The organism is Paracoccus sp. SSK6 (genome assembly GCF_039770665.1).
In the GTDB taxonomy this organism is placed as follows: domain Bacteria; phylum Pseudomonadota; class Alphaproteobacteria; order Rhodobacterales; family Rhodobacteraceae; genus Paracoccus.
On the sequence record NZ_JBDPNJ010000002.1, the window covers coordinates 187,517 to 211,058 of the forward strand.

26 protein-coding genes are annotated in these 23,542 nt (G+C 67.5%); 16 read left to right on the top strand and 10 right to left on the bottom strand.

Going from position 1 to position 23,542, the window contains the following annotated elements; genetic code table 11:
• Positions 1–168: 168 nt before the first annotated feature.
• Complete coding sequence (locus AAIL68_RS02680; RefSeq protein WP_347137947.1) at positions 169–1,227, top strand: endonuclease/exonuclease/phosphatase family protein; 1,059 nt, start codon at positions 169–171, stop codon at positions 1,225–1,227.
• A 193-nt stretch (positions 1,228–1,420) separates the two neighbouring features.
• On the opposite strand, the gene AAIL68_RS02685 is transcribed toward AAIL68_RS02680, so the two are convergent.
• The 9 genes from AAIL68_RS02685 to AAIL68_RS02725 are packed head-to-tail and all read right to left on the bottom strand — an operon-like array spanning position 1,421 to position 8,218.
• The gene (locus AAIL68_RS02685) at positions 1,421–1,789 is read right to left on the bottom strand and encodes a hypothetical protein (RefSeq protein WP_347137948.1); all 369 of its coding nucleotides are present in this window, start codon (positions 1,787–1,789) and stop codon (positions 1,421–1,423) included.
• Between the two features lie 7 nt (positions 1,790–1,796).
• Positions 1,797–2,858, bottom strand: coding sequence for a flagellar type III secretion system protein FlhB (locus AAIL68_RS02690; protein ID WP_347137949.1), 1,062 nt, complete (start codon positions 2,856–2,858; stop codon positions 1,797–1,799).
• Positions 2,855–3,610, bottom strand: a complete 756-nt coding sequence (locus AAIL68_RS02695) for a flagellar biosynthetic protein FliR (RefSeq protein WP_347137950.1) — start codon at positions 3,608–3,610, stop codon at positions 2,855–2,857. Before AAIL68_RS02695 ends, AAIL68_RS02690 begins: the two co-directional genes overlap by 4 nt.
• Positions 3,610–5,691, bottom strand: coding sequence for a flagellar biosynthesis protein FlhA (locus AAIL68_RS02700; RefSeq protein WP_347137951.1), 2,082 nt, complete (start codon positions 5,689–5,691; stop codon positions 3,610–3,612). Before AAIL68_RS02700 ends, AAIL68_RS02695 begins: the two co-directional genes overlap by 1 nt.
• A complete protein-coding gene (locus AAIL68_RS02705; protein WP_347137952.1) occupies positions 5,688–5,972 on the bottom strand; it encodes a hypothetical protein in 285 nt (94 codons plus the stop codon). The genes AAIL68_RS02700 and AAIL68_RS02705 overlap by 4 nt, the downstream gene beginning before the upstream one ends.
• Positions 5,972–6,838 (bottom strand): flagellar motor stator protein MotA, encoded by an 867-nt coding sequence (motA, locus tag AAIL68_RS02710; protein ID WP_347137953.1) that lies wholly within the window; start codon positions 6,836–6,838, stop codon positions 5,972–5,974. Before motA ends, AAIL68_RS02705 begins: the two co-directional genes overlap by 1 nt.
• Positions 6,839–6,841: 3 nt before the next feature.
• Entirely contained in the window at positions 6,842–7,393 is a 552-nt protein-coding gene (locus tag AAIL68_RS02715) for a hypothetical protein (RefSeq protein ID WP_347137954.1), read from the bottom strand.
• Positions 7,386–7,745, bottom strand: coding sequence for a hypothetical protein (locus tag AAIL68_RS02720; protein WP_347137955.1), 360 nt, complete (start codon positions 7,743–7,745; stop codon positions 7,386–7,388). Before AAIL68_RS02720 ends, AAIL68_RS02715 begins: the two co-directional genes overlap by 8 nt.
• A complete protein-coding gene (locus AAIL68_RS02725; protein ID WP_347137956.1) occupies positions 7,742–8,218 on the bottom strand; it encodes a flagellar basal body protein FliL in 477 nt (158 codons plus the stop codon). The genes AAIL68_RS02720 and AAIL68_RS02725 overlap by 4 nt, the downstream gene beginning before the upstream one ends.
• Before the next feature lie 126 nt (positions 8,219–8,344).
• Between AAIL68_RS02725 and fliF the strand changes: the two genes are divergently transcribed.
• The 11 genes from fliF (at position 8,345) to AAIL68_RS02780 (ending at position 17,520) form a co-directional block, all read left to right on the top strand.
• A complete protein-coding gene (fliF, locus tag AAIL68_RS02730) occupies positions 8,345–9,883 on the top strand; it encodes a flagellar basal-body MS-ring/collar protein FliF (RefSeq protein WP_347138039.1) in 1,539 nt (512 codons plus the stop codon).
• The gene (locus AAIL68_RS02735; RefSeq protein ID WP_347137957.1) at positions 9,880–10,485 is read left to right on the top strand and encodes a hypothetical protein; all 606 of its coding nucleotides are present in this window, start codon (positions 9,880–9,882) and stop codon (positions 10,483–10,485) included. The genes fliF and AAIL68_RS02735 overlap by 4 nt, the downstream gene beginning before the upstream one ends.
• The gene (locus AAIL68_RS02740; protein ID WP_347137958.1) at positions 10,473–10,730 is read left to right on the top strand and encodes a FliM/FliN family flagellar motor C-terminal domain-containing protein; all 258 of its coding nucleotides are present in this window, start codon (positions 10,473–10,475) and stop codon (positions 10,728–10,730) included. The genes AAIL68_RS02735 and AAIL68_RS02740 overlap by 13 nt, the downstream gene beginning before the upstream one ends.
• A complete protein-coding gene (gene fliP, locus AAIL68_RS02745) occupies positions 10,727–11,458 on the top strand; it encodes a flagellar type III secretion system pore protein FliP (RefSeq protein WP_347137959.1) in 732 nt (243 codons plus the stop codon). Before AAIL68_RS02740 ends, fliP begins: the two co-directional genes overlap by 4 nt.
• A 116-nt stretch (positions 11,459–11,574) precedes the next feature.
• On the top strand, positions 11,575–12,291 hold the full coding sequence (locus tag AAIL68_RS02750) for an ABC transporter ATP-binding protein (protein ID WP_347137960.1): 717 nt from the start codon (positions 11,575–11,577) through the stop codon (positions 12,289–12,291).
• Positions 12,266–12,889, top strand: coding sequence for an energy-coupling factor transporter transmembrane component T (locus AAIL68_RS02755; protein ID WP_347137961.1), 624 nt, complete (start codon positions 12,266–12,268; stop codon positions 12,887–12,889). The genes AAIL68_RS02750 and AAIL68_RS02755 overlap by 26 nt, the downstream gene beginning before the upstream one ends.
• Before the next feature lie 4 nt (positions 12,890–12,893).
• Entirely contained in the window at positions 12,894–13,439 is a 546-nt protein-coding gene (locus AAIL68_RS02760) for a biotin transporter BioY (protein ID WP_347137962.1), read from the top strand.
• Between the two features lie 162 nt (positions 13,440–13,601).
• Entirely contained in the window at positions 13,602–14,726 is a 1,125-nt protein-coding gene (locus AAIL68_RS02765) for an extracellular solute-binding protein (protein ID WP_347137963.1), read from the top strand.
• Between the two features lie 55 nt (positions 14,727–14,781).
• Positions 14,782–15,846: an ABC transporter ATP-binding protein gene (locus AAIL68_RS02770; RefSeq protein WP_347137964.1), complete on the top strand. Its 1,065-nt coding sequence runs from the start codon at positions 14,782–14,784 to the stop codon at positions 15,844–15,846.
• Entirely contained in the window at positions 15,839–16,720 is an 882-nt protein-coding gene (locus AAIL68_RS02775) for an ABC transporter permease (RefSeq protein ID WP_347137965.1), read from the top strand. The genes AAIL68_RS02770 and AAIL68_RS02775 overlap by 8 nt, the downstream gene beginning before the upstream one ends.
• Positions 16,717–17,520 (top strand): ABC transporter permease, encoded by an 804-nt coding sequence (locus AAIL68_RS02780; RefSeq protein ID WP_347137966.1) that lies wholly within the window; start codon positions 16,717–16,719, stop codon positions 17,518–17,520. Before AAIL68_RS02775 ends, AAIL68_RS02780 begins: the two co-directional genes overlap by 4 nt.
• Here the strand turns inward: AAIL68_RS02780 and AAIL68_RS02785 are convergent.
• Entirely contained in the window at positions 17,498–18,442 is a 945-nt protein-coding gene (locus AAIL68_RS02785) for a LysR family transcriptional regulator (protein ID WP_347137967.1), read from the bottom strand. The two genes, AAIL68_RS02780 and AAIL68_RS02785, sit on opposite strands and share 23 nt — an antisense overlap.
• Before the next feature lie 120 nt (positions 18,443–18,562).
• Between AAIL68_RS02785 and chvE (AAIL68_RS02790) the strand changes: the two genes are divergently transcribed.
• From chvE (AAIL68_RS02790) to mmsB, 4 genes are all read left to right on the top strand, one after another.
• The gene (chvE, locus tag AAIL68_RS02790) at positions 18,563–19,618 is read left to right on the top strand and encodes a multiple monosaccharide ABC transporter substrate-binding protein (protein ID WP_347137968.1); all 1,056 of its coding nucleotides are present in this window, start codon (positions 18,563–18,565) and stop codon (positions 19,616–19,618) included.
• A 64-nt stretch (positions 19,619–19,682) separates the two neighbouring features.
• Positions 19,683–20,744, top strand: coding sequence for a multiple monosaccharide ABC transporter substrate-binding protein (gene chvE, locus AAIL68_RS02795; RefSeq protein WP_347137969.1), 1,062 nt, complete (start codon positions 19,683–19,685; stop codon positions 20,742–20,744).
• 51 nt (positions 20,745–20,795) lie between these two features.
• Positions 20,796–22,331, top strand: a complete 1,536-nt coding sequence (gene mmsA / locus AAIL68_RS02800; RefSeq protein ID WP_347137970.1) for a multiple monosaccharide ABC transporter ATP-binding protein — start codon at positions 20,796–20,798, stop codon at positions 22,329–22,331.
• Positions 22,328–23,539 (top strand): multiple monosaccharide ABC transporter permease, encoded by a 1,212-nt coding sequence (gene mmsB, locus AAIL68_RS02805; RefSeq protein ID WP_347137971.1) that lies wholly within the window; start codon positions 22,328–22,330, stop codon positions 23,537–23,539. Before mmsA ends, mmsB begins: the two co-directional genes overlap by 4 nt.
• The last annotated feature ends 3 nt before the right edge of the window (positions 23,540–23,542 follow it).

Consider the following 23,542-nt stretch of genomic DNA (forward strand, 5'->3'; position numbering starts at 1 on the left):
TCCGTTGCAAATGCAAGGGCGGGCGCAGTTCCGGGCGCTTCGTTGGCATCCTTTTGCCCGGCACTGTCGCAGCGATGCCATTGCTGCGACCGGGCCGCGGGCTGCGGTCCTGCCGGGCATTGCCAGCCGGGGCTTGGCAGGACGCGCCGCTTGTGCAACCTCTGCATCATGCGGGCTTTTGTCTGGATCATTGCAGGCCTTTTCGCCACCGAGGTGTCTGCCCAGGATCTGCGCGTGGCAAGTTATGACCCCGGCCTGACGCGTAAGGGGCCGGGGCTGCTGTTGCGCGACATCCGCCGGGCCGACCCGCAGGTGCTGGCGGCCGCGCAGGTGATCGCGGCCAGTGCGCCCGATGTGATCGTGCTGACCGGGATCGACTGGGACGGCGACGGACAGGCGCTGGCGGCCTTTGCCGGGGTGCTGGAACAGGCGGGCCATCCCATGCCGCACCGCTTTGCCGCCCGCCCGAACAGCGGAATGCCGACCGGGCGGGATCTGGATGGCGACGGGCGGACAGGCGGGGCCGATGACCCGCAGGGCTTCGGGCAGTTTTCCGGCCAGAACGGTATGGCGATCCTGTCGCGCCTGCCCCTGGGCCCGGTCACCGATCATTCGGCCGCGCTGTGGCGCGACCTTCGGGGCAACCTGATGCCGCCCCTGCCGCCCGATGTGGCCGAGGTTCAGCGCCTGTCCTCGACCGCGCATTGGGACGTGCCGGTGCTGACCGAACGGGGGGCACTGCACCTGCTGGCCTGGGCGGCCACGCCCCCCGCCTTCGACGGGCCCGAGGATCGCAACGGTCGCCGCAACCATGACGAGACCGCCTTCTGGCTGCACCACCTGCCCCCTGTGCCCTTTGTGCTGGCGGGAAACCCGAACCTTGATCTGGCCGATGGGGACGGGCGACCGCAGGCGATGGCGGCGCTGCTGGCCCACGCCCAGGATCCGCAGCCGAAGGGCGCCTTCCAGCCGGAACAGGCGGGGGTGAATGCAGGCCATCGGGGAGATCCGGCGCTGGACACGGTGGTCTATGATCCGGGCGGGCCGGGCAACCTGCGCGTGGATTATGTCTGGCCCGCCAAGGGCCTGCGCGTGACCGCCAGCGGTGTCCTGTGGCCCGCGCCGGACGATCCGCTGGCCCCGGCGGTCGAGGTCGCGTCCAATCACCGGCTGGTCTGGGTGGATATAGACCTTGGGTCGTTGGCTGCGGGGCAGGGTGAGAAGTGACCCTTGGGCCTGCAGTGCTTCTGGGGCAACCGTTGGCGTGGGGAAGGGTGGGGTGGAACCCCACCCTACGGCGGCTGGGGGACTGGGCAGGGTAAGGAATGAACCCTTGTGCCTGCGACGCCCCTAAGGAGCAGGGGGCGGCGTGGAGAATGGTGGGTATAACCCCACCATCACAGCCCCCGCAAGGCTGCGGTCAATATCGCGGCGCCTTTTCATCGGCGCGGCGGGCGGCCGACAGGGACAGCAGCACCTCGGCCCGGCCGAATTCGCGAGCGGCGTCGCGGCGGGCGGCATCGAAGCGCGGCAGCATCCGCGCGACCTCGGCCTCGGCCTGGCGCAAGTCGCGGGCGCTGCGGCCCGCCTGGGCATTGGCGATGCGCGCCTCGGCCACCGACAGGGGCGCGCTGCTGCGATAGCTTTGGTCAAGCGCGGTGCGCATGGCGGCGGCCCGGTTCTGCGCCTGCGTCATGTGCAGGCTGAAGGCCGCGAAACGCTTGAGCTCCTGTTCCGCCTTGATGCGGGCGATGCGCTCCAGCTGCGCCAGCTTGTCGCTTTCCTGCATCTGGCCCTCACCATCCGGCCCTCGCTTTCTCTCGCATCTTTTCGGCAAACCGGATCGCGGCGGCGACGGCGGCGAACTGTTCGCGGCGGATTTCCTGGCCGATCTCGACCGTGGCATGGATCGCGCGGGCGCTTGGCGGGTCCGGGAAGATCGGCACGCGGTGTTCCCTGGCGCGTTCGCGGATCCGGGCCGCGATCTCGTCGGTGCCCTTGGCCAGGCAGACCGGCGCGCGTCCGCTGCCCCGCTTCCATTCCAGCGCCACGGCGTAATGGGTGGGGTTCACGATCACCACGTCGGCGCGTCCGACATCGGCCAGCATCTGATGCGTGGCGATGTCCACAGCGCGCTGGCGGCGGGCGGCCTTGAAATGCGGATCGCCCTCGGAGTCCTTGTATTCGTCCTCGATCTCCTTGCGCGTCATGCGGTTCTTGCGGCGGTGGTCGAACCATTGCCAGCCCATGTCGAGCCCCGCGAACAGGACCGAGATCGCCAGCGCCAGGGCCAGCACCCGCCCCAGCAGCACTCCCAGATCCGCGATCCAGCGGTCGCCCGCCAGCGGGCTGGAGGCCAGATGCCCCAGAAGATTGCGGAACAAAAACCAGCCGCTCAGGCCGACAAGCGCCACCTTGCCCAGCGAGATGCCGAAATTGACAAGCCCCGACTTGCCGAACTTCTGCGCCGCCGTCTTCATCGGGTTGATCCGGTTCAGGTCGAAAGCCAGTTTCTGCGGCGCAAAGACCAGCCCGCGCGTGCCGATCAGCGCCACCACGATCACCAGCGAAGGCACCGCCGCCAGCCCCAGCACCGCCCCGCCTGCATATTGGCCCAAGGCTGCGGCAATGGCCCCGGTCGCACCAGGCGTCCAGCCTTCGGACCCCAGGGCGCGCGCCGCCATCGAAAGCCATGCCTTGACGGCGAAGCCCGCGCCCACGGCAAAGGCCAGCCAGGCGCCCAGATACATGGCCGCGACGTTCAGTTCGGCCGAGCGGGGGATGTCGCCCTTTTCCCGGGCCCGGCGCAGCTTCTGGTCCGAGGCTTCGAAGGGCTTGTCGTCGTTCTCCTCGCTCATGGCGCCCTCGGCAGGACATGGCCCAGGATCGCATCGGCCCAGAGCCCGACCAGCACCGGCGCCAGCAGCGCCAGCGCCGCCAAGGCCAGCATGATCGCGGCGGGCGAACCGATGAAGATCACCGGCAGGGCTGGCATGACGCGGTTGATGACGCCCGACAGCGCCTGGAACATGAAGCCGCCCAGCGTGAAGGGCGCGGCCAGCAGCATGGCGATCCAGAAGCTGCGCGAGACAAGGCGGATCGCCTCGGTCGCAAGGCCGCCTGCATCGGGCCAGCCGCCGGGGGGCCAGAGGGCCAGGCTGTCGGCCATCAGCTGCACCAGCATCACTGGCAGGCCAAGCGCCATCAGCACCGCGATCCCCACCAGGTGGAACAGATTGCCGATGGGATGGGGCGCGGCCTCGTTCTGGCCGCCGACCAGTTGCGACAGCGATGCGGTGGCCGCAATGGCCGAGGTGGCGATGTCCAGCGACAGCGCCAGCAGCCGCAGCCCCATGCCTGCGGCAAGGCCGATCAGCGTCTCACCCGCAGCCTGTCCCAGCATTGCCAGCACATCACCCGGCGCCGCGGCAGGGGGCACCAGCCCCGCCAGCATCGGCGTGACAGCCAAGGCGGCGGCGGCGCGGACGCGGACGGGGATGGTACGTTCCCCCACACCCGGCAGCACCAGCACCAGCGCCTGCACGCGCAGATAGACCAGCACCCAGCTCCAGCTGAAGCCCGGCAGCAGCTGGGAAAGCTGGTCCCACATCACCCGACCTCAATGGTGCCGGCCAGCCGCAACTCGGCGCCGGGATCAATTTCTTCCAGCCCCAGAACCGGGATCGCGATTCCGTTTGAGCCCAGGACCGCCCGCAGCATCCGCCGCCGGTGGTCGGGCGCGACCAGCACGGTTTGCAACGCAGGCTCGACCGCCGCCATGGCACGGCGCGCGGACTCCAGCAGCTTGCGCGACAGGGCGGGCGTCATCGCCCCGCCGCCCGCGCGGCCGGTTTCCTGGTCGGCGCGGACGAACTCGGCCTCCCATGCCGGATGCAGTTGCAGGGCCGAGATGCCGCCCATGGGGTCGCTGTATTGCTGGGTGATCTGGCCGCGCAACCGCTTGCGGACCAGTTCATAGACCGTCTCGATCTGGTCGATGCCCCGGAACTCGGCCATGGCATCGACGATCAGCGGCAGGTTGCGGATCGAGACCTTCTCGTCCAACAGCGCGCGCAGCACCGCCAGCAGCGTCTCGGGCGAGACCTTGTCGGGGATCATGCCGTCGAAATAGCGCCGGTTGCGTTCGGCCCGCGCGCTGTCGGACAGGGTCTTCAGCTCCTCGATCTGGCGCTGCATGGCGCCAAGGGTCAGCAGCGCCGAGAGATTAGCCTTCACCACCTCCATCAGGTGGGTGGACAGCACCTCCATCGGGGTGACGACCGTAGCGCCGCGAGTGGCTGCGTCATCCTGGGCGTTGCGGTCGATCCAGCGCGCGGGGCTGAGATAGACGGGTTCGCGCACCGCATCGCCCGAAAGGCCCTGCAGCACATGGTCCGGGCCGAGCGCCAAGACCGCGCCGGGACGCAGGCTGCCGCGTCCGCGCACCACGCCATGGACGCGGATCTGGTAATCGCCGGGGTGCAGGTCGTCGGTATCGGTGATGCGAACGTCGGGCAGGATCAGGCCATAGGCGCGCGCGATATGGATGCGCAGGTTGGTGATCCGGCTGCCCAGGCCCCGCGCCTGGTCCAGCGCGGTCAGCACAAGGTCGCTGCCGATCTCGACGCTGATCTCGTCGGTGTCTAGAACGTCGCCGATGCGGGCGGCGGGGCGTGGGGCGGCTTGTTCCGCCTTGGGTTCGGGCAAGGGCGCGGGAAGGGTGCCGTGCCGGTAAAGCCGCCAGCCGCCGAAGGCCAGCGCAGCGGCAATGGCCAGGAACAAGAGGCGCGGCATCCCCGGCACGAAGGACATCAGCAGCATCGCCGCCGCGACCACGGCGGCAGGCTGCCAGCCCCGGATCAACTGGCTGGAGAGCAGCCGCGCGGTCGTGTCGGTGGCGCCCCCGCGCGACAGCAGAAGCGCCGCCGCCATCGAGGTGATGACAGCTGGGATCTGTCCCACCAGCCCGTCGCCGATGGTCAGGTGGGAATAGGTGGCCATCGCCTCGCCCACGGGCATGCCATGGGCCACGACGCCGATGCCAAGGCCGACCAGCAGGTTGACCAGCGTGATGACGATGCCCGCCACCGCATCGCCCTTGACGAATTTCGACGCTCCGTCCAGCGAGCCGAAGAAGTTGATCTCCTGCTGGTCGCGCTGGCGGCGAAGCTTCGCCTCCTGGTGGTCGATGGCGCCGGCGTTCAGGTCCGCGTCGATGGCCAGCTGCTTGCCGGGCAGCGAATCCAGCGCGAAGCGCGCCGCGACCTCGGCCATGCGGCCCGAGCCCTTGGTGATGACCACGAAGTTCACGATGGAAATGACGGCAAAGACCGTCAGCCCGACCATCAGCGACCCGCCCGCGACGAAGCTGGCAAAGCCGTTGATGATATGGCCCGCCGCATCCGTGCCCGTATGGCCCTGCGTCAGGATCAGGCGCGTGGAGGACACGTTCAGCGACAGCCGGATCACCAGCGTCACCAGAAGCAGCATCGGAAAGGCCTGGAAATCCGTCGGCCGGTCCACCAGCGAGGCCATGACCAGGATCAGCACGGTCGCCGCGATGGATAGGGCAAAGCCGACATCCAGGATCGCAGGCGGCAGCGGAATCACCATCGAGATGACGATCAGCACCAGACCGCACGTCACCAGGACCGAGGCGTCGAGCCGTTTCAGCGGGTTGGCAGCGGTCATTCGCCACCTGCCGGGGCGGGGGTCGTGGTAGGTTCCAGCACGTCCGACAGGGCCCATGCGTCCGCCGTCAGCAGGCCTGCCCGGCGGAGGAAGACCAAGGCCTGGAGCCGCGCCTCGGGCGGCATCCGCATCAGGCGGGCGCGGTAATCGGGGGGCAGGGCCTCGCCTTCCAGCAGCCAGCCGGTCGCCTCGGCGGCCAGGGCGGCCGCATCGGGCAGCAGGGCCGGATCGGCTGACGCTGCGCCGGCAAGTCCCATCACCATCACCAGCGCGCCCAGCATCACGCGGCTTTCTTCAGGTCGCGCAGCGCGGCCTCCAGCGTGTCGAAGCTGGGCCGGACATGGTCGGGCACCGCCTGCCGCCCAACCTCGACACAGAGGTTCGTGGCATGCTGGTGCAGGCCCGCGATCAGGACCGACTTGATCACGTCGAAGAAGGTCAGATCCTGCTTGATGACGCCGCCCAGCCTGCCTGCCAGCGGCGCCACGAAGCCATAGGCCAGGAACACGCCCAGGAAGGTGCCGACCAGGGCGCCGCCGATCATGCCGCCCAGGACGGCGGGCGGCTGGTCGATCGCGCTCATGGTCTTGATGACGCCCAGGACAGCGGCCACGATGCCAAGGGCGGGCAGGGCATCGGCCATGCTTTGCAAGGCATGGGGCACATGCATCGCGTCCTCTCGGAGACCGGCCAGGCGGCGCGACAGCATGTCCTCGACCTGATAGGGATCGTCATAGTTCAGGCTGACCGAGCGCAGCGTATCGGCGATCAGCGAGACGACCTCGTGGTCGGCCAGCAGCCGCGGATAGGCTGTGAAGATGGCCGATTCGCCGGGGTTTTCGATATGCTGTTCCAGCGCCACGGGGTTTTCGCGCGCGATCTTCAGCAGCTGGAACATCAGGCACAGCACGTCCTGGTGGTCGGCCTCGGTCCATTTGCTGCCCTTGAAGGCCTGGACGATCCCTTTCGGCGTCGCTTTCAGCGTGTGGCTGTCATTGGTCAGCAGATAGGAGCCGATGGCCGCGCCGCCGATCATCATCATCTCGAAGGGCAGCGAGTGCGTGATCACCCCCATCTTGCCCCCGGCGAGGATATAGCCCCCGAAGACCATCGCGAAGGTGACGACAATGCCGACGATGCCGAACATGGGTTATCTCTCCTGGTCGTTGCGGACGCTGCGCGCGCCCATCTGGGCGGTCAGCAGGGCGGCCTGGCGCGGCTCGACCGCCGCGATGATGCGGGCGCCGGTTTCGGGCTGGACGCGTATCAGGATCTCGGCTGCGAAATCGGGGGGCAGGTTGGCCAGGACGGCCGCGGCCTCGGCGGGCTTCATCTGGTCGTAGACGGCGACAAGGCGGTCGATATCGGCGCGCACGGCCTCCGAGGCCCCATCGCGGCGGGTCTGGATGCCGGATTTCTGCTGGCGCAACTCGGTGGCGCGGGCGCGCAGGGCGGCCTCGGCCGTGGCGATCTCGGCCTTGCGGGTGTCGAGCGCCTCCATGTAGCGCTCGATCCGCAGGGCGCGGTCGCGCAGCTCGGTTGCCAGCGCCACCGCCTCGGGGACATCGGTGCAGCCCGACAGCAGGTCGCCCGAACTGGCCGAGGCCGCGAAGAAGCGCGCCACATCCGCCCCCTGCCAGATCGCGGCGCCGGCCGGCAGGCCAAAGGCCAGCGTCAGCATCATCAGCGCGGATCTACGCATCGGCAGCCACCACGCGCTTGCGCAGGCGCCGCATCGGTACGACCGGAGCGGGAGGGGCAGCGGTTGCCTGGGCCTGGGTGATCTTCTGGCGCAGATCCCACAGCGCGCGTTCCTTTCGGGCGGCGGCGATTTCGCGCGACAGGGCCTCTCCCGCCTCGGTCGCCTCGGCCCGGGCGCTGCGGATGGCGTGGTCCAGGCGATCGACCTCGGCCGCCATGACGGCGATGGCGCCGCCCAGGCCGGTTTCCAGGTCATTCAGACGCCGCAGCCTGCGCGACAGGATCAGGCAGAAGGCGCCAAGGCCCAGGGATGCCGCCAGAAGCGCGGCCTGGAAGGCATGGTCCAGTATCATTTGAAGCGGAACTCCGTGATCAGCAAATCCTTGAGGGCCTCGTTGCCCAGCACATAGCGGGACCGCGTCACCAGTTCGGCCCGGATGATCTCCAGCACGCCGCGCTTGTCGTAAGCCGCGGGGTCGATGCCCGACAGGAAGGCGTTGAAGCTGTCCAGCACGCGGGGCATCAGATGCGTCACCTCGGCCTGGTGGGCGCTGTCGGTCTCGATGCTGGCGGCAAGGATCAGGTTTTGTCCCGATCCGCCGGGGATGGTCAGTTCGATCACCGGAATGGCGACGAACACGGTTTCGGGGACGACGGTGGCGTCCCCCTTCGGCGCCAGCATCGCGGCGGGCGACCACAGCCCCAGATAGGTCGAGGCAAAGCCGCCCCCGGCCAGCACGACCGGCAGCAGAAGCGCGATCAGCTTCTTCCTGCCCGACGCCTTCGCGGGCGGGTCGGAAGCCGGATTGGCGGTCGCATCGGTCATGGTGATTCTCCGTCGTGACAAGACGGAACTAGCACCCCGCGACTAACCAAATCTTAACGCCGCCCATGTCATCAACAGCGGGACAGGGAACCCGATTCTGATTCGAAGGGGGCGGTTTTGCAAAAATTGCAGGACTATTGGACCGAGCGAAGCTCACAACAGAAAGCCATCCTGGTGGCAGCCTTTCTGACGACCTTTCTGGCCATCGCGGGCTTTGCCTGGATCGCCAACCGCCCTTCGATGAGCCTGCTCTACGGGGGCCTTGACCCTGCCCAGGCGGGGGAGGTCGTGGCGGGCATCGAACGCGCGGGCGTGACCTACGAGGTGCGCGGCGATTCGATCTGGGTGGACGGCGCCAGCCGCGACAGGCTGCGCATGGATCTGGCCGCGCAAGGGCTGCCCGCCGCGGGCGGCGCCGGATACGAGCTGTTGGACGGCATGTCGGGCTTCGGCACGACCTCGCAGATGTTCGACGCCGCCTATTGGCGCGCCAAGGAAGGCGAGCTGGCCCGCACCATCCTTGCCCTGCCCAATGTGAAGACCGCCCGCGTCCACCTGGCGATCGAGACTGGCCGGGGCTACCGGCGTGACGGGAAGGGCAGCGCCTCGGTCACGGTCGGCACCAATGGCCAAGGGGTCAGCCGCGAACAGGCGGCGGCGCTGAAATACCTGATCTCCTCGGGTGTTCCCGGCATGGCGCCCGATGCGGTCACGGTGATCGACACCCGGCACGGCATCGTCGCGGCAGGCGAAGACGAGGCGGGCGCCGACCGCGCGGCGGAAATGAAGCGCAACGTCGAGCGCATCCTGGAGCCCCATGTCGGCATCGGCAACGCCATCGTCGAACTGAACCTGGACCTGGTGACCGAGGCCGAGATGCTGACCGAGCAGCGCTTCGACCCCGACAGCCGGGCGCTGATTTCCCAGGTGACGGAGGAGACGACGGATCAAAGCAACAGCACCGGGTCGGGCGCGGTGACGGCGGCCTCGAACCTGCCCGATGGCGATCAGGCGCAGGGCGACCGGTCCGAGGCGAACCGCCAGGAAACCCGCCAGCAGGCCAATTACGAGGTGTCGCGCCAGCCGGGATCCACCCGGCGGCTGACGGTGGCGGTGCTGGTCAACGGCGTCCCCGAGGAGAACGCCCAGGGCGAGACGCAGATGGTCCCCCGCCAGCAGGGCGAACTGGACGTGCTGCGCGACCTGGTGGCATCCGCGGTGGGCTATGACGAGGCGCGGGGCGACCAGATCACCGTCAAGTCGCTGCCCTTCGCGGCCTTGGGCGAAGGCGGCACGGCCGCCGCGCCCGGCTGGATGGACCGGCTGGAGCTGAACGGACTGGCGCGGATCCTGATGATCGGACTCTTCGCACTGGCGGTGGTCTTCCTGATGCTGCGCCCGGTGCTGAAGGGCCGCAACCTCCGGCCCGCACTGGACGACAGCCGCCCGCCGGTTGACGCGCCAGCCCTGACCGGCACGGTGCTGCCCGCCTCCGAGGTCATCGCGGAACCCGTGGTGCCGCAGCCCGCCCCCCGCGCGCCCGAACAGCTGGCCTTGCCGCCCGGCGATCCCGTGGCCCGGCTGCGCAGCATGATGAAGGAACGCCATGACGAAAGCGTCAAGATCCTGACCGGCTGGATCGACAACAAGGAGAATGCGCTGTGACCCTCGCCGTCCTGAAACTTGAATCCTTCAGCGCGGCGGTGGCGGCGCAGGGCGCGCCCCTGACCTTCACCCGCGAGGCGCTGGACCAGGCTTTCGCCGATGGTCTGGCCGAGGGCATCGCGCGGCAGGCGGACGAACAGGCCCGCACCCTGAGCGCCGGGCTGGACCGTCTGGCGCGCGCCCTGGCCGATGACGAGGTGCGCCGGGCCGGGTTGCGGCGCGAGGCGGTCGATGCCCTTGCCCCGATTCTGTCGCAGATCCTCGACTGCCTGGCCCCTGCCGCCGAATCGCGCCGGCTGGAGGCTGCGCTGACCGAGGAATTGCTGCGCTTGTCGCGCAGCGCGCCGCCCTTGCGCGCCCGCATCGCCTGCGGGCCTTCGCTGCGGGCGCTGGTGGATCGCTGCCTGGCCGAAACCGGGCTGGAGGGGATCGATGTGAGCGAATGCGAGGGCGAACGCATCTCTCTGGCGCTTCAAGGCGGGCGCATCGACCTGGAACCGGCCAGCGTGGCCCAGGGCATCCGCAGCCTGATCGCTGAAATCAACGGGTCCGCATCGAACGGACCCAACCCCAATGAGGACGGGACATCATGGACGCATTGAACCACCTGATCGACACCGACACCATCCAGGTCGAGGTGACGGTGCGGCTGGGCCGCACCCGCCAGACCGTCGCGCAACTCTCGGCGCTGCGGGCCGACGACATCCTTCTGCTGGACCAGTCCATCGACGAAGGGGTCGAGATCTGCGTGGGCGACAAGGTCATCGCGCGCGGAGAACTCACCTCGGACGGCTCGGCCGAGGACCGGCTTTGCGTGCGCATCCTGCCCGCCTTCGGCACCGCATGATCCGCAGGATCGCCCTTGCGGCGGCGCTGCTGGCCTGGCCCGCCGCCGCCTTGGCGCAGGACGGGCTGGACCAGATCGCGGGCCAGGTGGGACAGGGCTTGGGCGGCGGCCTGGGCCAGAACGCCGTGCTGCTGGTCGGCGCGCTGACGGCGCTGTCGCTGGCGCCGGGCATCGCCATCACCATCACCTGCTTTCCGTTCCTCGTCACGGTGCTGTCGATCCTGCGCCAGTCGATCGGGCTGCAATCCTCGCCCCCGAACATGCTGATCGTGGCATTGGCGATGTTTCTGACCTGGTTCATCATGGACCCGGTCCTGCGCGAGGCCTGGGCTGTCGCGGGCGCCCCCCTGCAGGACGGAACCATCACCTTGGGCGAGGCGATCCGGCGCGGCATCCTGCCCTTCCAGGACTTCATGGCCGCCCGCACCGATCCCGACACGCTGGCGGGCCTGGCCGAGATCGCGCCGGGCAGCGGCGACCGCAGTGGTCAGTTGTCGGTGCTGATCCCCTCCTTCATGCTGTCCGAAATCCAGCGCGCCTTCGAGATCGGCTTCCTGATCGCGCTGCCCTTCCTGATCATCGACCTGGTGGTCTCGGCGGTGCTGATGTCCATGGGCATGATGATGGTGCCGCCGGCGGTCGTGTCCTTGCCCTTCAAGCTGGCCTTTTTCGTGGCCGTGGACGGCTGGTCGATGATGGCGGGGGCCCTGGTGCGCAGCTATCAGTGACGCGCCACCCTTGCGCGGCGACGCCATTCCGGCGCAGATGCGGGCGGCGAACGAAGCGGAAGCCTTGGGCAGATGGCATCACGATCCACAAGACAACCCGGCGGGACCGGCGGGCGATGAGCGTCGATCTGCACGACATCGGCGTGACGCTGGGCGGCCGCCCTGTGCTGGAGGGTATCACGGCCCGGCTGGCCGAGCCGCGCGTGGGCATCGTCGGCCGCAACGGCTCGGGCAAAACGACGCTGGCGCGGGTGATCGCCGGGCTGATCGCGCCGGAGGCGGGCCGGGCGCGGACCTTTGGCATCGACATGGCGCAGGATCGCCGCGCCGCGTTGAAGCACGTTGGAATCATTTTCCAGAACCCCGACCACCAGATCATCTTCCCCACCGTGCTTGAGGAAATTGCCTTCGGCCTGACCCAGCAGGGGCAGCGCCCGCGTGAGGCCGAGGTTGCGGCCGGAACCATCCTGGAACGCTTCGGCAAGGCGCATTGGGCACCCGCTGCGACGCACAGCCTGTCGCAGGGGCAGAAGCAGCTTCTGTGCCTGATGGCGGTTCTGGCGATGCAGCCGCAGGTGATCGTCATGGACGAGCCCTTCTCGGGCCTCGACATCCCGACGCGGTTGCAGCTGATGCGCTATCTAGACGGGATCGCGGCGCAGGTGGTGATGGTCACGCATGATCCGGGCCAGTTGCGCGGCTTTGACCGCATCCTGTGGCTGGACGGGGGACGGCTGATCGCCGACGGCCCGCCGGATGCCGTGCTGCCCCGCTTCGAGGCGCAGATGCATGAATGGGGAGGCGCCGATGATCTCGCTCACCTCGCCGGTTGAAACCTGGGCGCATCGCATCCCTGCGGGGATGAAGCTGCTGGCGCTGTCGGTGCTGACCGTGGCGCTGTTCCTGACCGACCGGCCCGCCGCGCTGGCTGCGGCCTTGCTGGCCGTCCTGCTGCTTTATCTGTCGGCGGGCGCGACCTTTCTGCGCCAAGGGCTGCGCCATCTGCGGATGCTCTGGCCCTTCCTTCTGCTGATCGCGCTGTGGCACGGGCTGACCGGGCAGACCCAGGCGGGCGCAGCCATCGCCCTGCGCCTGCTGGCCGCGCTGGCGCTGGCGAATTTCGTGACCATGACGACGCGGCTGACCGACATGGTCGCGGTGCTGACCTGGCTGCTGGCGCCCCTGCGCCGCCTCGGCCTGCCCACCCGCGCCGTCGAGCTTGCCATCGCCATGGTCCTGCGCTTTACCCCGATGCTGGTGGAGAACGGCCAGCGGCTGGCCATGTCCTGGCGCGCGCGGTCGGCGCGGCGGCCCGGCTGGCGGATCGTGGTGCCGATGGCGGCGCTGGCGCTGGACGATGCCGACCGCGTGGCCGAGGCCCTGCGCGCGCGGGGCGGCATCCTGAACGACATTCCTGATGGGAGGGACTGAGACAATGGAACGCAACATGACCCAGGTCGCGCTGTTCGCGGCGCTGATCGCGGCCCTGGGGCTGATCCCCAGCCTGACGCTGGCCTTCGGCGTGCCGATCACCGCACAAAGCATGGGCGTCATGCTGGCGGGCGCGATCCTGGGGGCGAAACGCGGCACGCTGGCCGTGCTGCTGTTCATGGCGCTGGTGGCGCTGGGCCTGCCGCTGCTGGCGGGCGGGCGCGGAGGCCTGGGGGCCTTTGTCGCGCCCACCTCGGGCTTTTTCCTGGGCTGGCCGGTTGCCGCCTTCGTGATCGGCCTGATCGTCGAACGGCTGCGCCGGGGGCCGCTGGCGGTCACGGTGACGCTGGCATCCGTCATCGGCGGGATCGTTGTGATGTACGGCTTCGGGATCGTCGGCATGTCGATCGCGCTGGAGAAGACCTTGGCCGAATGCGCGCTGCTGGTCACGGCCTTCATTCCCGGCGACATCATCAAGGCGGTGCTGACCGGGCTGATCACCCAGGCGCTGGCCCGGTCGCGTCCCGCCGCCCTGCTGTCGCGGTCCTGAGACCCGCCGGAATTTCCGGTGGAAGATCAAAGAGTCTTTGACCTGTCATGCCGCCCGGATATGCTTCACCCCGATTGAGCGCGGCCCGGATCGGCCGCCGGTCATGGATCATGCCGCCTTGCGGGCAAGCCCCGGCGGGGCGGCGCAATCGGGGGACGACTTATGAACAGACTTGATCGCCGCGGGCTTCTGAAGGGCGCGGGGGCAGCCGCTGGCCTGGCGCTGGCGGCGCCGCTGGTCGCGCGGCCGGGCTTTGCCCAAGGGTCGGGCACGCTGAACATCTTTGCCTGGGCGGGCTATCTGAACGACGAGATCCTGGGTGCCTTTGAAAAGGCCACCGGGATCAAGCCGAACTTCACGCCCTATGGCACGAATGACGAACTGCTGAACCAGCTTCGCGCCAATAACGGCGGCGGCTTCGACCTGATCTGGCCGACCGTGGACCGGGTGCCGAACTATGTCGAGTTCGGCCTGGTCCAGCCGCTCGACGAATCGAAGATCGAGGTGGCGAAGGTTTTGCCCTCGGCCTGGGAAAACTCGACCAGCCTGGGCGCGGTCGTGGACGGCAAGCGCTACCAGGTGCCGACCGACTGGGGGACCGAGGCGGTGGCCTTCGACAAGGACCAGATGCCGCTGGAATACGGCAAGGCCTCCTATGGCGACATCTGGGGCGAAGCGGCGGAAGGCAAGGCCACCGTGCGCGCCCATTCGGCGCTGGTGGGCCTGGGCCTGTGGCTCGAAGCCGAGGGCAAGCTGCCCCGTCCGCTGCTCGACGCCTTCAAGACGCCCGAGGCGCAGGTCGAGATCTTCGACGTGATCCTGGCCGAGGCCGTGGCCCGCAAGGGCAACATCATCCAGTTCTGGAACAACGAGAACGAGGCCCAGGGCGCCTTCCGCGTCAATGGCGCGGCCATCGGCCAGACCTGGGATTCGACCGCAGCCGCGCTGTCCAAGGAAGGCCTGCCGGTGGGCTTCATCGCGCCCAAGGAAGGCGCGCTGGCCTGGATGGAGGGGCTGTCGATCCCGGCGGGGGCGGCGAACCTGGACGCGGCCTATGCCTTCATCAACTGGTTCCTGACGCCGGAAGCGGGGGCGATGTACACCAACGCGACCTCGATCAACTCGACCGCGGTGGGATCGGCGGACCTGCTGTCGGACGACGCCAAGGCCTTCTTCGCCGCCGCCTATCCGGGCGATGCGCTGGACAAGCTGTGGTGGTGGCCGATCCAGGAAAACTGGTACATCACCAAGCGCAACGAATACCAGGACCGCTTCCTGTCGGCCTGACGACAACGGGACAGGGGGTGCTGCCCCCTGTCCCCACCAACAAAACGGGGGATGGATGTCGCATTCGGTGGAACTTGACGGGATCGGAATGACCTTCGGGACGACGCGCGCGGTCAGCGACGTGTCCTTCCAGGTCCAGGCGGGCGAGTTCTTCTCGATCCTGGGGCCGTCCGGCTGCGGCAAGACCACCATCCTGCGCATGGTCGCGGGGTTCCTGGAGCCGACCGAAGGGCGCGTCCTGATCGGCGGGCGCGACATGCGCGGTCTTGGCCCGAACCAGCGGCCGACCGCGATGATCTTCCAGTCGCTGGCGCTGTTCCCGCTGATGCCCGTCTGGGAAAACATCGCCTTCGGGCTTGAGGCGCGGGGCATGGGCCGCGCCGAGCGCCGCAAGCGCGCCGACGATCTGCTGCGCCTGATCGCGCTGGAAGGGTATGGCGACCGGATGCCCGGCGAATTGTCGGGCGGGCAACGCCAGCGTGTCGCCATCGCCCGCGCGCTTGCGGTCGAACCGGGCGTCCTGCTGCTGGACGAGCCGCTGTCGGCGCTGGATCTGAAGCTGCGCCAGCACATGCGGGCGGAACTGCGCGCGTTGCAGAAACGCACGGGCGTCACCTTCATCTATATCACCCATGACCAGTCCGAAGCCTTGGCCATGTCCGACCGCGTGGCCGTCATGTCGGCGGGCCTGCTGCAACAGGTCGCCACGCCGCGCCAGCTTTACGACAACCCCGCCACGTCTTTCGTCGCGCGCTTCGTGGGCGAGACGAACGCCATTGCGGGCCGGGTCAGCGCCATCGGCGACGGCATGGCCCGCGTCGATACCGCCTTGGGTCCGCTGCACGGGCGCGCGCAGGGCGCCGTCGCTATCGGCCAGACCGCGACGCTTTACGTCCGCCCCGAGGCGCTGGTGCCCGGCGTCGGCGCCAATACCCTGCGCGCCCGTGTCAGCCGCATGGATTTCGAGGGCGCCTTTGCCCTGGTCCACGGCCAGTTTCCCGACGGGGCAGACCTGACGGCGGCGGTGCCATCCACGCGGCTGTCTGACGCCCCCGCGCCCGGCAGCGATGCCAGCTTCTTCTTTGCCCCCGAACATGCCGTGGTGCTGGCCGATGCGTGATCTTTACGCGCGTTTCGGCGGGGGGCTGGCCACCATCTTCCTGTCGCTGGTGCTGGTCTGGCTGGCGGCGATGGTGCTGGCGCCGAACCTGATGATGATCGACTATGCCCTGCGCCCGAACCTGCCGCCTGCGCAGATCGGCGGACCGCAGGACGTGTGGTCGCTGAACAACTTCCTGTATCTGGCGAACGAAGGCGTGCATCGCGCGATCTTCCTCAAGACCATCTGGGCCAGCGCGCTGGTCGCGGCCCTGACGCTGGTCGTCTGCTATCCCATCGCCTTCTGGATGGCGCAGCGCGCGACGCCCGGCCAACTGTCCATCGCGCTGATGCTGGTCATCATCCCCTTCTTCATCAACGAAGTGCTGCGGACGCTGGCATGGTTCATCCTGCTGGCCTATCGCGGGCCGCTGAACGCGGTGCTGCAAGGGATCGGGCTGATCGACCAGCCTGTCCGCTGGCAGGGCGACGGCGGCGTGCTGGCGGGGATGGTCTATGCCTATATCCTGTTCATGCTGCTGCCGATCTACAACGCCATAGAATCGCTGGACAAATCCCAGCTTGAGGCCGCGCGGGATCTGGGCTCGTCCACATGGCGGACGCATCGGCGCGTGGTCATTCCCCATGCCAAGGCGGGCATCGCCACGGGCTGCGTCTTCACCTTCATGCTGGCCGCCGGATCCTATGTCGCGCCCGCATTGCTGGGCAGCCCCGGCAGCCGCTGGTTCACCGAGATCATCTACAACTGGTTCTTCGAGGGCGGCGACTGGAACCGCGGCGCGGCCTATGCGCTGACGCTTCTGGTTCTGTGCCTGGGCGTCGTGTTGGTCACGCTGCGGCTGTTCCGGGTAAACCTGACGGATGTGGCGAAATGACGGCGGAGCGGATCTTTCGCGGGCTGTTCGTCCTCTATCTGCTGGCCTTCGTGGCTTATCTGTTCGCGCCCCTGCTGATCATGTCGGTCGCGGCCTTCAACACCAGCCGCTTTCCGACGGTGATCCCTTGGCAGGGCACGACGCTGCAATGGTTTTCCGCCATGTGGGCGGATGCGGCGATGTGGAAGGCGCTGTGGACATCCGCCATCGTCGCCGCGCTTGTGGTGGTTGTGGCGCTGCCGGTGGGGACCGCCGCAGCCCTGGTCTTGACCACGCTGCACGCGCGGGCGCGCAGCTTTGCCTATGCGGTGATGGTATCGCCCCTGCTGACGCCGGGGGTGGTGATCGGGATTTCCACCCTGATCCTGTGGCGGCAGGTGGGGGTCGGCGGGGGGATCGCGCTGATCGTGGTGGCGCAGACGACCTTCATCATCTGCTATGTCATGCTGATGGTCATGGCGCGGCTGCAACGCTTCGACCGCACGCAGGAAGAAGCGGCCCTTGGCCTGGGCGCGTCGCGCGTGATGGTGTTCCGCCGGGTGCTGCTGCCCTTCCTGCGGCCGGCGCTGCTGGCATCGGGGGGGCTTGCGATCCTGCAATCGGTCGAAAACTACAACACCACCCTGTTCGTGCGCGGGTTCGAGACGCCCTTGACGGTGTTCATCGCCACCAAGGTCCGCACCGGCCTGACGCCTGCCGTCAACGCCCTGGCCCTGGTCATCATCGCGGCGACCGTCATCGGTGCGGTCGCATACGAGATTGCGCGGCGCAGGCAGGTCACAAGGCAGCCGCGTTCCTGATCGGGCTGCGCGACATCTGCGCCACCGCATCCCGCAGCCGCTTCGCCAGCGGCGACAGGGGTCGGCGCTTCAGGTCCAGCAGGAAATAGGGCGACACGCGGATCGGCTGCGGCGTCGGCAGGATCGTGAAGCCCGCCTTGACCGGCGGCCGGATCAGCAGGTCGGCCACCTCTCGCGACACCGGCGTGATGGCATTGGTCTGCGCCAGATAGGCGATGGTCAGCAGCAGCGAGGGGCTGTTGACGATGTTGTCGGGTTCCGACAGGCCGACGCTGGCGAAGGCGGCCAGGGTCGCTTCGCGGATCGGCGCGCCGCGCTGCTGCATGATCCATTCCTGGCCCGCCAGTTCGGTCAGCGTCACCAGCCGGGCGCGGGCCAGCGGATGGTCGGCCCGCGCCATCAGCGCGACCTTTTCGTCCGACATGGGCAGGATATTGAAACTGTCGCTGTCGAAGTCGGGCAGGATCCGGCCCAGCACGAAATCCATCTCCCCCGCCGCCAGGTGCAGCAGCAGATCGCGCGAGGGCATCACGTCCACGGTGATATCGGCCTGGGGGCTTTCCTCCTTGATCCGGCGGATCGCGCTGACAAGATAGCTGATCGCGGGGCCGGTCACCGCGCCCACGCGCACCGTCCCGGCATAGCCGCCGCGCAGGGCGCGCACGTCGGCCTCGATGCTGGCCATCTCGCGCAGGATCACGCGGGCGCGGCGCAGGACGGTTGTGCCGATCTCGGTCGGCTCCATCCCCTTGGGCTGGCGGATGAACAGGGGCGCGCCGATCTGGCGTTCCGCCTCGGCCAGCATGCGCGATGCGGCGGGCTGTGTCATGGCCAGCGATTCCGCTGCAAGCTGCAACTGGCCGTGCAGGGCGACTTCGTGGATCAGCCGAAGCTGGGCCGGTTTCAGCGCGTGGAAGGACATATCAGTTCCGGTATGCGGTTTGCCGATTTTATCATTTTACCGGCATGAAGGCGCTGCGCTACATCTTTCTGACCTATGGAGGATGTGCGGCCAGCGATGCCGCGCCAGGGGAGGATACAGATGAAGTTCAGAACCGCAGCGGTCGCGCTGGCGCTCGGAGTCTCGTGGCTGGCGACTGGCGCCATGGCCGAAACCATCGGCATCGCCATGCCCACGAAATCGTCGGCCCGCTGGATCGACGACGGCAACAACATGGTCAAGCAGTTGCAGGAAGCGGGCTACGAGACCGACCTGCAATATGCCGAGGACGACATCCCGAACCAGCTTGCCCAGGTCGAGAACATGATCACCAAGGGCGTGAACGTCCTGGTGATCGCCGCCATCGACGGCACCACCCTGTCGAACGCGCTGGAAAACGCCGCCGCCGCCGACATCAAGGTGATCGCCTATGACCGCCTAATCCGCGGGTCGGAACACGTGGACTATTACGCGACCTTCGACAACTTCAAGGTGGGCGTCCAGCAGGCCACCACGCTGGTGGACGGGCTGAAGGAACGCTTCCCGGACGTGAAGCCCTGGAACGTGGAGCTGTTCGGCGGCAGCCCCGACGACAACAACGCCTTCTTCTTCTATGACGGCGCGATGTCGGTGCTGCAGCCGCTGATCGACGACGGGTCCATCGTCATCGGGTCCGGCCAGACGGGCATGGAGAAGGTCGGCACCCTGCGCTGGGATCCGGCGGTGGCGCAGGCGCGCATGGACAACCTCCTGTCCTCGAACTACGGCGACAAGCAGGTGCATGGGGTTCTGTCGCCCTATGACGGGCTGTCCATCGGGATCCTGTCGTCGCTGAAGGGCGTGGGCTATGGCTCGGGCGACATGAAGATGCCCATCGTCACCGGCCAGGACGCCGAGGTGCAGTCCGTCAAGTCCATCGAGGCGGACGAGCAGTATTCGACCATCTTCAAGGACACCCGCGAACTGGCCCGCGTCACCGTGGGCATGGTCGATGCCGTCCTGAAGGGGACCGAGCCGGAAATCAACGACACCAAGACCTATGACAACGGCGTCAAGGTCGTGCCCTCCTATCTGCTGGAGCCGGTGCCGGTGACAAAGGCCAACATCAAGGAGGCTCTGGTCGATTCCGGTTATTACACCGAAGACCAGTTGAAGTGACCCTTGCTGGGGCGGGCCGAAGCGTCCGCCCCTTGATCGACCGGCACCTTGGGAGGGGATGCGAATGACGAAGCTGAGACAGATGCTGACCGTTGCCGCCATCGCGCTGACGGTTCCGCTGGCCGCGGTGGCGGCCGACGAGAAGGTGGGCATCTCGATGCCCGAGAAGGTCACCGCGCGCTGGGTCGCGGACGGTGAGAACATGGTCAAGCAGTTCCAGGAGGCCGGGTATCAGACCGACCTGCAATACGCCAATGACGACATCCCGGCGCAACTGAGCCAGATCGAGAACATGATCACCACCGGCGCGAAGGTGCTGGTCATCGCGGCCCTGGACGGCACGACGCTGTCGAACGCGCTGGAAAACGCCAAGGCGTCGGACATCAAGGTCATCGCCTATGACCGGCTGATCCGCGACACGCCGAATGTCGATTATTACGCCACCTTCGACAACTTCAAGGTCGGCGTCCAGCAGGGCACTTCTCTGGTGGAGGGCCTGAAGGAGCGCTTCCCGGACCAGAAGCCCTGGAACGTCGAACTGTTCGGCGGCAGCCCCGACGACAACAATGCCTATTTCTTCTATGACGGCGCGATGTCGGTCCTGCAGCCGCTGATCGACGCCGGTGACATCGTGATCCCCTCGGGGCAGATGGGGCTCGACAAGGTCGGCACGCTGCGTTGGGACGCGGCCACGGCGCAGGCGCGGATGGACAACATCCTGTCGGCGAACTACGGCGACAAGGAGGTCCATGGCGTGCTGTCGGCGAATGACGGGCTGGCGCGCGGGATCATCTCGTCCGTGAAGGGCGTGGGCTACGGCTCGGGCGACCTGAAGATGCCGATCATCACCGGGCAGGACGCGGAAATCCCCGGCATCAAGGCGATCATCGACGGCGAACAGTATTCGACGGTCTTCAAGGACACGCGCGAGCTGGCCAAGGTCACGGTCGGCATGGTCAACGCCATGCTGGAAGGCAAGGAACCCGAGGTGAACGACACCAAGACCTATGACAATGGCGTCAAGGTCGTGCCGTCCTATCTGCTGGAGCCCGTCGCGGTCACGGCCGAGAACTGGAAACAGGTTCTGGTGGATTCGGGCTATTATACCGAAGACCAGCTGAAGTGATCCCGGCGGTCCCGGCACAGGCCGGGACCGTCCCGCGAAGGGAGAAACACGATGACGGCCATCCTTGAGATGCAGGGCATCACCAAGACCTTTCCCGGCGTCAAGGCGCTGAGCAACGTGAACCTGTCCGTGGCCGAGGGCGAGATCCACGCCATCTGCGGCGAAAACGGCGCGGGCAAGTCCACGCTGATGAAGGTGCTGTCGGGCGTCTATCCCCATGGCAGCTATGACGGCCAGATCCTCTATGACGGCAAGCCCGCGCAGTTCCGCGACATCCGCGACAGCGAACATGCGGGCATCGTCATCATCCATCAGGAACTGGCGCTTGTGCCGCTGCTGTCCGTGGCCGAGAACCTGTTTCTGGGCAACGAGGTCGCGACCGGCGGGGTCATCAACTGGCCGCTGGCCTATCAGAAGACCGAGGCGTTGTTGCGCAAGGTCGGGCTGACCGAGGCGCCGACGACCCGCGTGGAAAAGCTGGGCGTCGGCAAGCAGCAGTTGGTGGAAATCGCCAAGGCGCTGGCCAAGAACGTGCGCCTGCTGATCCTGGACGAGCCGACCGCCGCGCTGCAGGAAAACGACAGCCAGAAGCTGCTGGACCTGATGCTGGAATTGAAGGGCCAGGGCGTCACCCAAATCATCATCAGCCACAAGCTGAACGAAATACGCCGCGTGGCCGACCGCGTGACGGTGATCCGCGACGGATCCACCGTGTCCACGCTCGACCGCAGCGAGATCACCGAGGACCGGATCATTCGCGACATGGTGGGCCGCGACATGGCCCATCGTTACCCCGAGCGCACGCCCAGGATCGGCGAGATGCTGATGGAGGTGAAGAACTGGTCGGTGATGCACCCCGACCAGCCGCGCCAGGTGATCCGCAACGTGTCGATGAACGTCCGCAAGGGCGAGATCGTGGGCATCGCGGGCCTCATGGGCTCGGGCCGCACCGAATTCGCCATGAGCCTGTTCGGCCGCAGCTATGGCCGCGACATTCAGGGCGAGGTGACGCTGGCGGGCGCCAAGCCCGACCTGTCCACCGTGTCCAAGGCCATCGACGCGGGGCTCGCCTATGTGACCGAGGACCGCAAGGCCCTGGGCCTGATCCTTGAGGAACCGATCCTGCGCAACGTGTCCCTGGCGAACCTGGAAGGCATCGCCTCGCGCTTCATCCTGTCGCGCGGACGCGAACAGCAGGTGGCCGAGAAATATCGCAGCGCCATGAACATCCGCACGCCAAGCGTGTTCCAGCGGGTGATGAACCTGTCGGGCGGCAACCAGCAGAAGGTGGTGCTGTCCAAGTGGCTGTTCACCGATCCGCAGGTGCTGATCCTGGACGAACCGACGCGCGGCATCGACGTGGGCGCCAAGTTCGAGATCTACAACATCATGAACGACCTGGCCGCGCAGGGTCACGGCGTCGTCATGATCAGTTCGGAAATGCCCGAATTGCTGGGCATGTGCGACCGCATCTATGTGATGAACGAGGGCCGGATCGCCGGTGAGCTGACCCGCGAACAGGCCAGCCAGGAACGGATCATGGCCCTGATCCTGCAGGACGGAATGAAGGGAGGGGAGGCCGCATGAGCAGCGCCGACACGGGCAAGCCGGCAACGGCCAAGACAGGGATCGGCGCCCATCTGGGCAGCCACCTGCGCGAAAACGGAATGATGCTGGCGCTGGTCGCCATCGTCCTGTTCTTCTTCATCATCGTGCGCGCCGTGCAGGGGGTGGACTTCCTGTCGGCGCAGAACATCACCAACCTGTTCCTGCAGAACTCCTATGTCATCATCATGGCGCTGGGGATGCTGCTGGTCATCGTGGCGGGCCATATCGACCTGTCGGTGGGCTCGGTCGCGGCCTTCACCGGGGCGGTCGCCTCGATGCTGCTGGTCAAGATGGATCTGCCCGTGCTGCTGGTGCTGCCGATGGTGCTGGTCGTGGGCGGGCTGATCGGCGCCGCGCAGGGCTACTGGATCGCCTATTGGCGCATCCCGTCCTTCATCGTGACTCTGGCGGGGATGCTGGTCTTCCGGGGCTTGACCCTGTGGCTGCTGGGTGGGCAGAACATCGGCCCGTTCGAGCGGTCCTTCCAGGCGCTGTCCACGGGCTTCATTCCCGACCTGTTCGGCCCCGACAAGCCGAACCTGACGGCCATGCTGCTGGTCGCGCTTGCCGCCGCCGCCATCGTCTGGGCGGGCATCCGAAGCCGCGCGCGCGAGGCAGAATTCGGCATCGCCCCCGAACCCGCGGGCTTCTTCTGGGCACGTAACGCGGTTGTGGTGATCGCGCTCCTGTTCGTGGGCTGGAAGCTGGCCAGCTTCCGGGGCCTGCCGAACGTGCTGCTGATCATGTCGGTGCTGATCGTGCTTTATGCCTTCTTCACCGAATCCACGACCACCGGGCGGCGCATCTATGCCCTTGGCGGGAACGAGAAGGCGGCGAAGCTGTCGGGCATCAAGACCGAGCGGCTGGTCTTCTTCACCTTCGTCAACATGGGCGTGCTGGCCTCGCTGGCCGGGATGATCGTCACCGCGCGCCTGAACAGCGCCACCCCCAAGGCGGGCGTCGGGTTCGAGCTTGACGTGATCGCGGCCGTCTTCATCGGCGGCGCCTCGATGACCGGGGGATCGGGACGCATCATCGGGGTCGTGGTCGGCGCGCTCATCATGGGCGTGATGAACAACGGCATGTCAATCATGGGCATCGGCATCGACTACCAGCAGGTGATCAAGGGGCTGGTGCTGCTGGCCGCCGTGATCTTCGACGTTTACAACAAGACCAAGCAAGGCTGAACC